At 64.0% G+C, this 13234-nt stretch carries 11 protein-coding genes; 5 read left to right on the top strand and 6 right to left on the bottom strand.

Annotated features, from left to right (window positions below; all coding sequences use genetic code 11):
• The first annotated feature begins 1 nt into the window (after position 1).
• From IGS61_RS00620 to IGS61_RS00610, 3 genes are all read left to right on the top strand, one after another.
• Positions 2-334, top strand: coding sequence for a type II toxin-antitoxin system RelE/ParE family toxin (locus tag IGS61_RS00620; RefSeq protein ID WP_230537556.1), 333 nt, complete (start codon positions 2-4; stop codon positions 332-334).
• Positions 335-434: 100 nt separating this feature from the next.
• Entirely contained in the window at positions 435-3311 is a 2877-nt protein-coding gene (locus IGS61_RS00615) for a M16 family metallopeptidase (RefSeq protein ID WP_230537555.1), read from the top strand.
• A gap of 185 nt (positions 3312-3496) precedes the next feature.
• Entirely contained in the window at positions 3497-5845 is a 2349-nt protein-coding gene (locus IGS61_RS00610) for a M28 family metallopeptidase (protein WP_230537554.1), read from the top strand.
• A 15-nt stretch (positions 5846-5860) separates the two neighbouring features.
• On the opposite strand, the gene IGS61_RS00605 is transcribed toward IGS61_RS00610, so the two are convergent.
• Positions 5861-6115, bottom strand: coding sequence for a hypothetical protein (locus IGS61_RS00605; RefSeq protein ID WP_219134314.1), 255 nt, complete (start codon positions 6113-6115; stop codon positions 5861-5863).
• A 24-nt stretch (positions 6116-6139) separates the two neighbouring features.
• On the bottom strand, positions 6140-6925 hold the full coding sequence (locus IGS61_RS00600) for a DNA/RNA non-specific endonuclease (RefSeq protein ID WP_230537553.1): 786 nt from the start codon (positions 6923-6925) through the stop codon (positions 6140-6142).
• Between the two features lie 195 nt (positions 6926-7120).
• On the opposite strand from IGS61_RS00600, the gene IGS61_RS00595 reads away from it, so the two are divergent.
• Positions 7121-7648 carry an SRPBCC family protein gene (locus IGS61_RS00595; RefSeq protein ID WP_230537552.1) on the top strand — a complete coding sequence of 176 codons (528 nt, stop codon included), beginning with the start codon at positions 7121-7123 and terminating at the stop codon, positions 7646-7648.
• A gap of 72 nt (positions 7649-7720) precedes the next feature.
• Positions 7721-8128, top strand: a complete 408-nt coding sequence (locus tag IGS61_RS00590; protein WP_230537551.1) for an energy transducer TonB — start codon at positions 7721-7723, stop codon at positions 8126-8128.
• Between the two features lie 11 nt (positions 8129-8139).
• On the opposite strand, the gene IGS61_RS00585 is transcribed toward IGS61_RS00590, so the two are convergent.
• From IGS61_RS00585 to IGS61_RS00570, 4 genes are read right to left on the bottom strand one after another with little or no spacing between them, the layout of a single operon-like run.
• Positions 8140-9153, bottom strand: coding sequence for a response regulator (locus tag IGS61_RS00585; protein ID WP_230537550.1), 1014 nt, complete (start codon positions 9151-9153; stop codon positions 8140-8142).
• Positions 9146-10243: a hybrid sensor histidine kinase/response regulator gene (locus IGS61_RS00580; protein WP_230537549.1), complete on the bottom strand. Its 1098-nt coding sequence runs from the start codon at positions 10241-10243 to the stop codon at positions 9146-9148. The genes IGS61_RS00585 and IGS61_RS00580 overlap by 8 nt, the downstream gene beginning before the upstream one ends.
• Positions 10243-11586, bottom strand: coding sequence for a sensor histidine kinase (locus IGS61_RS00575; protein WP_230538344.1), 1344 nt, complete (start codon positions 11584-11586; stop codon positions 10243-10245). Before IGS61_RS00575 ends, IGS61_RS00580 begins: the two co-directional genes overlap by 1 nt.
• Before the next feature lie 2 nt (positions 11587-11588).
• Entirely contained in the window at positions 11589-12983 is a 1395-nt protein-coding gene (locus IGS61_RS00570) for a class I SAM-dependent methyltransferase (protein WP_070292275.1), read from the bottom strand.
• Positions 12984-13234 lie beyond the last annotated feature (251 nt).

Here is a 13234-nt window from a genome sequence, read left to right as displayed (position 1 = left end):
GATGACGCGCATCGTCGTGCTGAACAGCGCAGCAGCCGATTTCAGGGAATTGCGCAGCGACTTCCAGGCGCGCCATGCGGCGGCGGCCTGCGAGCAGTTCAGCTCGGACTTTCGGCAACTCCTGGCCGATCTGAAGACCTATCCCGACAGCGACGCGCCCATCGAAGAAGCCCGCGACCTCGGCCTCGACGTGCGGCAGCGCCTGTGCCAGGACATCCGCGTCGTGTACCAGCATGAGCGCGCGCACGGCATCGTGTATATCCGCATGTTCCTGCCGACCCGGCGAGATTTTCTGACGCATCTGACGGCGCGCATCCTGCGGCCCGACTTCTAGACATCTTTCCTCGTTGCAACTCGTGCCCCTATGCACGGCGGCACGAATATTCTATGCTGCGGCGTTGCACTTTCATAACATCCAAAAAGAAGGAGCCCCCGTGTCAAGAATCATGCCTGTTTTATTACCCGCTTTCGCCCTGGCCCTGTCGGCCATGGCCGCGTCGAACCTGGGCGCCGCGCCCGTCAAGCCTGCCGCCACCCACGGCGCTGCCGCCGCCAAGGCCGACCTGCTGCCGTTCAAGGCAACGGAAAAGACCCTGGCCAACGGCTTGAAAATCATCATCGTGCCGACCGGCTTCCCGAACCTGGTCTCGCTGCAGATTCCCGTGCAGACAGGTTCACGCAATGAAGTCGAGCCGGGCAAGTCCGGTTTCGCGCATTTTTTTGAACACATGATGTTCCGCGGCACCAAGGCGTATCCGCCCGAGAAATACCAGGAAGTCATCACCCGCGCCGGCGCGCGCCAGAACGCGTACACCAGCGACGACCTGACCAATTACCACACGACGTTTGCCAAGCAGGACCTGGAAACCGTGCTGAAGGTGGAAGCGGACCGCTTCCAGCACCTCGATTACGCGGAAGACGCGTTCAAGACGGAATCGCGGGCCGTGCTGGGCGAATACAACAAGAACAGCGCCAATCCCGTGTCGAAACTGTTCGAAGTGATGCGCGACAGCGCCTACACGACGCATACCTACAAGCATACGACGATGGGCTTCATCCAGGACATCGAAGACATGCCGAACCAGTACGCGTATTCGAAGCTCTTCTTCGACCGCTGGTACCGTCCCGAGCGCACCACCATCATCATCGCTGGCGACGTGGAGCCGCAGCAAGCCATCGCGCTGGTGGAAAAGTACTGGAGCAGCTGGCAGCGCGGCAAGCAGCAGGCGGCCGTGCCCGTGGAACCGGCCCCGCGCGGCCCCGTCTACAAGCACGTGGCCTGGCCCACGCCGACCCTGCCATGGGTGGCCGTGGGTTTCCATGCGCCCGCGTTTTCCGTCAAGGACAAGGACCAGGCGGCCCTGGCGACGTTGCTGTCGCTGTCGTTCGGCCGCACCTCGCCGCTATATAAACGCCTGGTGCAGAATGAACAGAAGGTCGATCAATTGTTCGACATGACGCCGGACCGCGTCGACCCGACCCTGGCCGTGCTGGGCGCGCGCGTGAAAAACCTCGCCGACGCCGTCTATGTGCGTGACGCGATATTGAGCACCGTGGCGCAGCTGCGCGACACGCCAGTGAGCGAAAAAGACCTGGCGGACGCCAAGTCGGCGGAAAAGTACGGCTTGATCCGCTCGCTCGACAATACGGAGCAGATCGCCGGCACCCTGGCCTCGTTCGTGCATTTCGACCGCTCGTACGCCACCATCAACCAGTACTACCGCCTGATCGACACGCTCACGCCGGCCGACCTGCAGGCGGCCGCGCGCAAATACCTGACGGACGACGGCCTGGTGGTGACCACCCTGTCGCACGAAGCCATGCCGGCGGCCATCGCCGCCACGCCGAAGCTGGCCAGCCTGCTGCCGGCCGCGTCAAATGCCAAATTCGACGTGCTGGTGCAAAAGTCCGCGCTGCCGCAGATCCGCTACAAGCTGCTGTTTACGGCCGGTTCCGCGCAAGACCCGCAAGGCAAGGAAGGCCTGGCCGCGCTGACGGCCGCCATGGTGGCGTCGGGCGGCTCGTCCGAGCGCAAGATCGACGAAATCAACCAGGCCCTGTTCCCGCTGGCCGGCAGTTTCAGCCAGCAGACGGACAAGGAAATGACGACGTTTACGGGTTCCATCCACAGGGATAACTGGACGCAATTCAACGCCATCGCCCTGCCCCTGCTGCTCTCGCCGGGTTTTCGCGAAGACGACTTCCGCCGCCTGAAGGATGCGCAGCGCAACGCGCTGCTGCTGGACCTGAAGGACAACAACGAAGAGGAATTCGCCAAGGAACGCCTGCAAACCAATGTGTATGCGGGCACGCCGTACGGCCACCCCGTGCTGGGCACGGTGGCCGGCATCGACGCCATCACCCTGGACGACGTGAAACAGTTCTGGAAGACGGCGTATGCGCAAGGCGCCGTCAAGGTGGGCATTTCCGGCGACGTGTCCGACGCCATGACGGCCTCGCTGACGCAGGCGCTGGCGAGCCTGCCGGCCGGCCCAGGCTTGCCGGCCACCGTCAAACCCGCGGGCCGCAAGGCGCAGGGCCTGGAAGTGGAAATCATCGAGAAAAACACGCGCGCCACGGCGATTTCCTTCGGCCTGCCGCTGGAGGTGACGCGCACGCACCCGGACTTCCCCGCCCTGTGGCTGGCGAAGACCTGGCTGGGCGAGCACCGCGCCTCGAATTCCTACCTGTACCAGCGCATCCGTGAAATCCGCGGCATGAACTATGGCGATTACGCGTATATCGAAGCGTTCCCGCGCGGCATGTACCAGTTCTTCCCGAACCCGAACCTGGGCCGCAAGGCGCAACTGTTCGAAATCTGGATCCGCCCCGTGGCGCCGGACAACGCCCACTTCGCCCTGCGCGTGGCCCTGACGGAACTGGGCAAGCTCGTCGACAACGGTCTGACGCAGGACGATTTCGCCACCACGCGCGACTACCTGATGAAAAACGTCTTCGTCATGACCTCGACGCAAGACCAGCAGCTCGGTTATGCGCTCGATTCGCAATGGTATGGCACGCCGGAATTTACCAAGCTGATGCGTGATGGCCTGTCGAAACTGACGGTGCAAGACGTCAACCGCGCCATCAAACAGCATCTGTCGGCAAAGAACCTGTCCGTGGTGATCGTCGCCAAGGATGCGGCCGGCTTGAAGGAAAAGCTCGTCAGCGACGCGTTTTCTCCCATCAAGTACGATGGCAACAAGCCGCAAGCCTTGCTCGATGAAGACAAGGTCATCGGCGCGATGAAGCTGAACATCAAGCCGGCGGCCGTCACCGTGACGCCGGCGGCGCAGGCCTTCGCCAGGTAAGTTTGTGCCAGATCAACCTCGTCCGATGCAGCTTGCCGGATGGGGTTGACCTGGCATTCGGCGCGGCCAAACCCGCCTTCATTCCGCAAATCCCGGCCTTGGTCGGAAAGTAGCATCTTGGCAATCTGGTTATCCGCATACTGTTTTTCGACTCTTCCCGAGTGAAAACCCTGACAAGGATAACCATGCACCTGTTCCATCCCCACCTTTACGCCACCTGCATCCTCGCCGCTGCCGCGCTGCCGGGCGCCCTGTACGCGCAAACACCGGCCCTCGCCGGACAGTGGCAATTCCAGACGGCGACGGGCACGACCACGACGAATGGCGTCGAGGCCGACCTGATCGACACGGGCATACTCGACATTACCGAAGAACAAGGCGGCATGCGCGCGACGATCGCCTGGCTCGACGAACGGGGCCAGCTCACCGCGCCGCGCACGGTGCACAGGACAAACGGTCCCGCCGGCACCGTCTTCCGGCATGCCGGCAAGCGCGTCAGCACGGGGCGCAACGGCAAGGAGGTCAGCACCGAAGTGACGATACGCTGGACCTTGCAAGCCAGGGGCGACGTGCTGAGCGGCGAACGCCTGGTCGAAACCGATGAGAACGAGCCCAAGCCCGTCACGGGCACGCGGCTCAAGGAACGCTATGTGGCGCCCACGCTGCCGGCGCCAGCGCTGGCAGCGGCAGCAGCGGCCGACAACGCCGCGCGCGGCCCGTCCACGCCGGCCGAGCGCATGCGCGTGGTGCGGATGGCGAACGAGGCGCAGGGCGACCCGCTGGCCGTGCAGCAGCGCGACGGCGCCTGGCTGGGCGCATGGATCGAGGCCATTCCAGACCTCACGTTCGACGACAGCATGCCCGATGACTGGCTCAGCACCGCCCCCGCGCCGGCCACGCGGGCGGCATTGCGCTTCCAGTACCTGGCCAGCGTGATGGCCTTCCAGATCGAGCACCCGGAACAGGCGCGGCAGCAAGGGGAGCGCGACCTGGCGGGCATGCAGGGCGTGCTGCGCGCCTACGAAACGCTGCTGCGCCAAAATAAGCTGCACCGTTCCGCGAAGCTGGATGCGGCGCTGGCGGCGCGCCGGCAAGGCACATTGCCCGCCTTCCTGTCCATGCTGTCCGGCAGGGATGCCCGCATCGAAGCGGCGCAATCACGCTCCGGCGACGCCACGGCGCGCAAGATCGTGGCGCTGGGCACGAGCGAGCCGCGCGCGATGGACTGGCTCGACATCCTGAGCAACCGCTTCGGCGGCCGCATGGCCGGCAGCGATGCCTACACGCATGCGGCGCAATGGACGCGCATGCAATTGCAGCAATGGGGCGTGCAGGCCGAACTGGAAGAGGCGGGCCAGGTGCCCGCCGGCTTCAACCGCGGCCCCTGGTCGGGCAGGATGGTGGCGCCCCAGGATCAGCCCCTGCGCGTGGCGACGCCCGCCTACTCGGCCGGCACGCGCGGCGTGCAGCAAGGCCTGGCAATCATGGGGCCGGCTACCCTGGAAGAGGCGCAGCAGCGCGCCGCGCAATTCAAGGGCAAATGGGTGCTGATCGGCGGCGAAAACAGCGGCGGCGGGCGCGATGGCAGCGCCATCCACAAGCCCAGGGCCATCACCCGGGTGCTGATGCAGGCTGGCGCCCTGGGCACGCTCCAGTCCGGCGAAGAACCGCTGTATGCCGCCAGCGCGGCGCCCGCCACCTGGGCCTCGCTGCCGACCTTGCCGGACATCAAGCTGGCCGCGCCACAGTACGCGGACATCCGCCAGCGCCTGGCACGCGGCGAAGCCGTCACGCTGGAATTTGATATCCGCAACTGGTTCTACCCGGGCCCCGTCACGTATCACAACGTCGTCGCCCGCATTCCCGGCACGGAAAAACCCGGGGAAATCGTGCTGATCGGCGCCCACCTCGACAGCTACGATGGCGGCACGGGCGCGGCCGACAATGGCGGCGGCGTGGCGGCCATGCTGGAAGCGATGCGCCTGCTGGCGCTGTCCGAAGCAAAGCCGCGCCGCACCATCATGTTTGTCGCCTTCGGCGCGGAGGAAATCGGCCGCAAGGGTTCATTCGCGTTCGCCGAGCGGCATGCGGGTGAAATGAAGAACATCGTCATCATGCTCAACCGCGACGGCCGCCCCGGCGCCATCGACGGCATCGCCGTTCCCACGGCCTGGCAACCCGTGTTTGGCCGGGTGGAACAGACCTTGCAAGACGTCCACCCCGTGTTCGGCTTCGCCGCGACCGTCAATGACGTGCCGCGCGACGCCAGCAAGGCGATGAGTGCGCGGGCAGGCAGCGATGACGCCGTCTTCAGCCTGCATGGCGTGCCGACGCCGAAATTTAGCGTGCTCGGCAATTTCGACTACGGCCGCGTGCATCACACGGTGCTGGACACGTACGAGAACGTGCTGCCTTTCAGCGCGGCGCAGCAATATTCGGCCATCGCCATCGCCTTGACCGCGTATGAAGTGGCAAATGCGCCGGAAGAACTCAGCCGGAACGGCTACTATCGCGCCGCCAAAGCGGCACAGTAGCCGTCCCCGCCAGAGTCACTCGAAGGGATTGGCCACCGACGTCACCTCGGGCGGCGGCAGCTGGTCGGGCAATTCCTGCTTTTCCAGCTGGGCCACCACGTCGGCCAGCAGTTTTTGCAGCTGCTTGGCCAGGGCCAGGCCCGGCTTGTCCAGGGTCAGGTCGATGTCGCCGCTGAGGCTGATGCGGTCGACCCGGTTTTCGATGCTCAGATTGCCGATTTCCAGCACATCGCTTTCATTGGCATACGGGACGAATTTCTTTGCGCACATGGGATTTCCTTTTCGACGGTCTTGTTATTTCTTGGACTTGCTATTGATCTTGGGCAAACTCAGCATGCGCAGTTTCTGCTGCCGCGTCAGCGACGGTAACAGATCGATGCCTATCCTGTCTTCCAGTTGCGCAATGCTCAGCACTTCATACGCCTTGGTATCGACGTTTTCGATGAAGTAGGCGGCGCCGGCGCGCTGGCGCGGGCTGTACACGGCCTTGTACAGGTGGCTGGGCACGATGACTCTTCCCACCTTGCGCAGGTTGCCGCCAATGAACGCCGGTCCCGTGATCACGTACAGGTCGCCCTCCTTCTTCGCCATCTTGCGCACGGCGCCCTCGATGCCGGCCCACACATAGCGGTTGTTGCGTGAGTCTTGCGGCACCATATTGGCCAGGGTAAAGCTGTCGCGCTGGCTCTGGCGGTCCGGCATGTCACCGTTCGGCGCCATGTGGCCACGGTCGAAGCCGCTGCGCGCATAATCGGCCAGCTCCGCGCGCTGGGCGGCGGGCAGCTTGCGTTCGGCATGGAAGGAGTTTTCGCGCGACAAGTCCTGCGCCGCTTCCAGGTTGTTCGCCGTCAAGTGCTCGGCCGACCACAGCGGCGTGCGCGTAATCCCCGAATGCATCACGCCAAACACGTTGTAGCACAGCTCTTTGGTTGCCACGTCCAGCTTGGGGTTGGTGATTTCCGGCTTGCGGCCATCGACGTAATGGGCAGGACAGGCATCGGCATGCGCCAGGTTCGCGGCAAAGGCGGACGCCAGCACGCCGCACGCCAGGGTCAGCCTGGCGATCGATCGATGAATCATATTTCCCTCTGAAAACTTTGCAGGCCAGCATTCTAGCGGACGCCGGCTCCCGCCACAAACCGGCACAACCCTGTCGTGCGGGCGGCCCGGCGGCGCGCTGGCGCAAATAAAGGCCAACTAGCAGCGCACGGCCATTCATATCTGCTAAGATTGCCTTGATTCGTTCGCATCGACCATTCAAGATTTGGAGAGCATATGATCAAAAAAACCCTGCTGCTGATCGTTGTCGTCGTCGCCGCCATCCTCGGCTATGCCACCACCAAGCCCGACACTTTCAGTGTCCAGCGCGAAATCACCATCAAGGCCCCGCCCGATAAAATCGCCGCCCTGATCACGGACTTCCATTACTGGGCCGCCTGGTCCCCGTGGGAAAAGCTCGATCCCGCCATGCGCCGCACGTTTACGGGACCGGCCAATGGCCTGGGCGCGCAATATGCGTGGCAAGGCAACGACAAGGTGGGCGCCGGCCGCATGGAAATCACGGAAGCGGCCCAGCCCGAGCGCACCGTCATCAAGCTGGACTTCCTGAAACCGTTCGAAAGCCACAACACCACCACGTTTACCATGACACCCGAGGGCGACGGCACCAAGGTGAACTGGACCATGACGGGCCCCAGCCCTTACGTCAGCAAGGTCATGACGGTGTTCGTCAGCATGGACAGGATGATCGGCAAGGATTTTGAAAAGGGCTTGAACAACCTGAAGGCGGCGTCGGAGCGCTAAGCCTGCCCGCAGCAAATGGAAACAGGGCCCGCGCGGCCCTGTTTTTTTTGCAATTTCATTGTAGGAGTCCCCTTGAAACCTCTCACCCTAAGCGGCCGCCTACTGGCACCTCTCGTGCTCGCGGCCTGCGCCGGCACCACCCATACCCATGCTGCGCCCGCCACGGCCCCGCCCGTTACCGCTGACGCCTTGGGTCTTGTCAAAGCGGCCGTGGTAGATATGCGCAACTGCAGCAAGGCGAAATACCCACCGGCTACGCTGCCAGAGGTGGCGCAAGGCACGACTTTTCTGGCCTTGCTGATCGACACCGATGGTGCGGTGCTGGAATCGCAGCTGGAACGTAGTAGCGGCCACCCCCAACTGGACGAAGCGGCGCGCGCGGCCCTCAGCATTTGCCGTTTCACGCCAGCGCAACAGAACGGCCAGCCAGTGCAGCAATGGGCCACCGTCGCTTACGTATGGGAACCAGAAACCAAATAGGCGACGCCAGCTTAGAACTGCTCGATCCAGGCCGCCAGGTGGTCGGGCGTGAGCGCCGGTTCGGCCTGCACCACCTTGCCCTGCAGGCCCAGTTCCGTCTTGCTCAGCTGCAAGGACCAGCCGCGCCGCGCCAGCCACAGCAGGCTGGCCAGCCAGAAAGCGTGGATGGACGAGACGGGCGTGGTGGTCGGTGTTTCCAGGAATTCCGTCAGCAGGCGTCCATCGAGGAACAGCGCCGTGCCGCCCTGGTTTTGCAGCGCCGCGCCAAACACGGGCAGCAGCATGTCGATCGCCTGCTCCACGCCGCGCCCCGGATGCTCGCGCTCGAGCGTGTCGAGCTGCTGGCGCACGGCGGCGGCAAAGGCCGTGCCGCGGAAGGCTTCCGAACTGACCAGGTCGGCATAATCCATCAGCAGCCAGTCCGGCTCGGGCGGCGTGACGCCGGCCGTCAGGGCCGCCGACAGATACGCTTCCACGGGCAGCTGCTGTTCCGGACCGGCCAGGCTGGCGCACAGCGCGTACAGGGTGCCGATGCGGTTGGCGACGGCTTGCCGCTGGCGCACCATCAGCTTTTCGCGCAGCAATTGCGCGTGTTCATTGCGCAAGCGCGCCAGTTCCAGCGCCTGCTTGAGTTCCATGCGCAGGGCCGCGATATCCCACGGCTTCTGGATGTAGCGGTGGATCTGCCCCTGGTTGACGGCTTCCACCGTGTGCTCGAGTTCGGAATACGCGGTGGTCAGTATGCGCACGATGTGCGGATGGCGGTCCCAGCAATACGACAGCAGCTCGTTGCCGTAGGCGCCAGGCATGCGCTGGTCCGACACCAGCACGGCGATGCGGTCAGCCTGCTCGTCAAGGATGCGCTTGCCTTCCTCGACGGAGGTGGCCGTCAGCACGTTGGCCAGCGGCGCGATAGCGCGCTGAAAATATTTGAGGGCGTTGGCCTCGTCATCGACATAGAGTATCGTCGGCAAGCCTTGTGCCGGCTCAAGCTGAGCCGGCAAACGCAGATTGGCGTCAATCATGCTCGTTCCTTATATGTACTGGAAAATTCAGGGTGACCGTGGTGGCACTGCCAAACTCGGTGGCGATATCGAGGTTGCCGCCGAACGACTGCATCATGCGGTGGCAAAACACCATGCCCCAGCCCTTGCCTTCGCTGCCGCTGGCACTCACGGGGTCGATCAACAGCTGTTGGACAATCTCGGGGGCGATGCCGGCGCCGTTGTCGCGCACCGTGATGCGGCCCGCATCGATGCGGATGCCGATAGCCGGATGGGCTTGCTCGCCGGCCGAGCGCAAGGCATTGCCCAGCACGGACGACAGTATCAGCGCCACGCAATTGGGCGATTCGGCAATGGCAAAATCCTCGCCCTGCTCGACCGTGATGGCGGCGCGCTGGGCCGTGCTCAGGGGATAGCTGTCGAGCAAGGCGGCCAGCAGCTGGCGCGCGCTGCCGGCGCGGCGTCCGCCCTGCATGCCGGGCCCGGCGCTGGCCAGGCGCACCGTGTCGACAAAGCTGGCCAGCACCGACAAACAATAGCGCGCATTGTCGTGCATCAAGGCGGCCGCTTCGCCGATCTCGGCCTGCGGGGCGGCATCCGCCTGCGCGCGCCGTTCGATGCCGCGCGCGAAATTGGCGATGGCCGCCAGCGGCGTATTCAATTCATGCGCGAGGAAGGCCAGCGATTCCTCCATCGCCACCAGGCCCTGGCGGCGGGCGGCGCGCTCGCGCCCCGTCTGCACGGCCAGTTGCAGCGCCGTTTGCATGGCGGCCAGGTCGAGCGGCTTTTCCAGCAGGCGGAACAAGGTGCCGCCGTTGATCAGTTCCAGCAGCACGTCCTTGTCCGCATACGCGGTGACCAGCATGCAGACGATGTGCGGATAGCGCTGCGCCACTTCCTGCAGCAACTCGCTGCCCAGGCGGTCCGGCATGCGGTAATCGGTGACGAGCACGTCGATGTTGGCGGCCTCATCTTTCAGCAAGGCCAGCGCCGCATCGACGCTTTGCGCCGTCAGCACGCGGTAGCGCTGGCCGACGGCGCGCTCGAAATACTTGCAGGCGAGCGCTTCATCGTCCACGTACAGCACGCTGGCGCGGCTATCGCTGTCCATTAACGGCCCTCCCAGTCGGAGCGCTGCAAGTCGAAATTCATGCTGGCCCATGCACCCAGCTCGCTTTCGGCGGAGAGGGTGCCGCCGTGGCGCTCGATCACGCCATAGCTGATGCTCAGGCCCAGGCCCAGGCCCTGCCCCACTTCGCGCGTGGTGAAGAACGGTTCGAACACGCGCGCCAGGTTTTCCGGGGCGATGCCGGGGCCGTTGTCGCGCACGCTGATGCGCAGGCGGTTGTCGTCCCAGTGGGCCGTGATGCGGATCTCGTACGGCGGCGCATTGCCCTTGCGCATGGACAGCACGGCATTGCCCAGCAAATTGATCAGTACGCCCACGATGGCCGCCTCGTCGCCGCGCACCAGGGTGTCGACCGGCAAGTCGTGGCTGATGCTGACGTTCTTCGTTTCGTGGCCGACGAGGCGGATGGCCGCATCGAGCGCACTGCGGAACTGGAAGTGGCCCGTTTCCAGCTGGTTGCCGCTCTTGCGGTAGGCAAAGGTTTTTAAATCGGACACGATGTGCTGCACGCGCAGCATGCCCTGCTTGGCGTCGGCCAGGCATTCACTGACCAGCGCGCTTTGCTTGGCGGCCGGGTCTTCGATGGCTACCTCGATGGCCATCATGCAGAAATTCACGGGGTTGTTCACCTCGTGCAGCATGCCGGCGGCCAGGGTGCCGATGGCAGCCATTTTCTCCTGTTGCAGCATCTGCCCCTTGATATCGGCCAGGCTTTTATTCGTTTCTTCCAGTTGCGTGTTCTTTTGCGCCACTTCCGCCTTCAGCTGGAACAGCATGAAGCGGGCGCGCTCATTGAAATAGGTAAACACGGCGCTGATGCTGGCGGACATGATGAGGAACAGGCAATTGACGACAAACGTGCCCGGCAAGTCGAAGCCGCCCGCATGCCAGGCGCAGGCAGCCACGTACAGCAGGCAGGAAATGGCGCCAAAGACCATATTTTGCCACAGGCCGAAGGCCAGCACGATGCCCGACGAATAGATGGCCAGGGTCATGCCCACGTAATAGATCGAGGTGGCGCCTTCCGTCACGGCGATCATCCAGGCGATCATGATTTGCGGCAGGATCAGCCACACAAACGTCAGCCCCTGGATGCGGTCTTGCGCCCAGCGCGTGCGCATGGCCAGCACGACGCAAAAGATCAGCACGGACACGAGGATGCGGGCGCTGGTAAATGCCGACTGTTTATCGGGATACAGGGCCGAATCGAGCCCCATGCCCAGCAGGATCAGCACGATGCCCGTGTAGGCCCCGCCGCGGCTGAATTCCAGGCGGAAGTCGCGCAAAACGGCCGTGTAGCCGGCGTGCAGGCCTGGGGTATCCATCATCAAGGAATGCTCACTTCCGCAAACACATTCACGCCCGTGGCGTCGACATAGATTTTCGGGTCCGTCGCATGTTCGGGCAGCAAGGCCGACAAGCCCGCTTCATTGCGATAGATCAAATGCCATTCCAGCAAATGCTCCATGCCGAACTTGCCCGGATTATCGGCGTGCACATTCGTCACCAGCAGCCGCCCGCCCGGGCCCACGCGCGAAGCGAAGTGCATCAGCAGGCGCGCGCACACCTTGTCGGACAGATAATCGAACAGGCCGGCGCAATACACGGCGTCGAAACTGCCGGGCAAACCCGTGGCGCCCGAACCGTGGCGGCGCTTGAGCAGGTTGTGCACGGAGTCGTGCACATAATCGATCTCGACCACTCTTCCCGTGCGCTGCATGATGGTGGTCAGGCGCGCGCGCGTCCAGTCCAGCGTCTCGCTGCTGAAGTCGACCAGCTCGAAGGCCAGCCATTGCGCATCGGGGCACGTTTCCAGGAAACGCTGCACCTCGATGGCGGGGCCGCAGCCCACGTTGAGCACTTTGTACACGCGCCCGGCAGCGCGCGCCGCGGCCGCCTTCTGCGACAGGAATTCCGTCAGGATATCGATGCGGTTGCGGTGCGCCGTCGCCACGGCCGCCTGCAGGAAGGCCGCATTGACGATCTGAAAATACGTGCTCGGCCCCTGGCGCGGATCGTCCAGCAGCTGGTTGACCATCTGATAGTCGCCCGCATAGCCGAGCGGCTTGGTAAACGTGCGGAAAACGAACGGTGCGCGCAGGATCAGCGGGTGCAAGGCCGCCTGGGCGAAGGCGCGGTGCGCGGGCGCCCGCTCTTCCTCGACCAGCGACGCTTCCACCTCGAGCTGGCGCAAGTACAGCTGGGTTTGCTCCATCAGCGGCAAGGCCAGCTCGTCGAAGATGTCGGGGCGCAGCCGGCCGTTTTCCTTGGGCAAGGAGTCGGACAAGTCGACCTGCTCGACCCAGCGCGCCACTTCCGACAGGAAGGCGCGCATTTCGTTGACGACGATCTGGTAATCGCGGCGGATGCGGAAGCGCTCGCCCCAGCCGGCGACAAAGGCGCTCGATTCTTTCAATACGGCGCCCTTGACGACGACCACGTCGCTCAGCTCGCGCCACTCGTCGATCAGGGTGACGGACACGATGGCGGTCAGGCCCGTGTTGACGCTGCTGATGACGACGGCCTTGCCCACGTAGGCGTTCTTTGCCCCCATGCGCACGGTCACGTCATTGAGCACCTCGCTGACCTGCACAATCGAGTATGGATTGTAGATTTCCATGACCAGCGAATTGCGCTGCAAGTTGAAAATCGTGCCGCGCACCGCCTCACCCTGGGTGTTGCGGAAACTGACGACTGGATCGATCTGCGATTGTGAATACACGATTGAGCATTATCAAGTTGCCCGGTTCCCGGCGCACCACACTGGTGACGCCAGTTTCCAGGCTGGGTTAAGGCACGGCACACCGGTCGTCTGCCGCCGGCTCCGCCATCAAGATGGCGGCGTTGCGGCGTCGTGGGACGCCTGGCCGGATCGCCTCAAAGCGCGTCTGTCCGCTCTCTGAACGAGTGTACTATGGATGTGGCAGAACGGGCAATTGTTCCCTCAGGAACGACCCACCATGGCGCTGGCGC

It is taken from the genome of Janthinobacterium sp. FW305-129, from assembly GCF_020858115.1.
GTDB lineage: Bacteria > Pseudomonadota > Gammaproteobacteria > Burkholderiales > Burkholderiaceae_D > Janthinobacterium.
The sequence above is the reverse complement of the archived record's forward strand: the minus strand, read 5'-3'. Positions and strand labels throughout refer to the sequence as shown.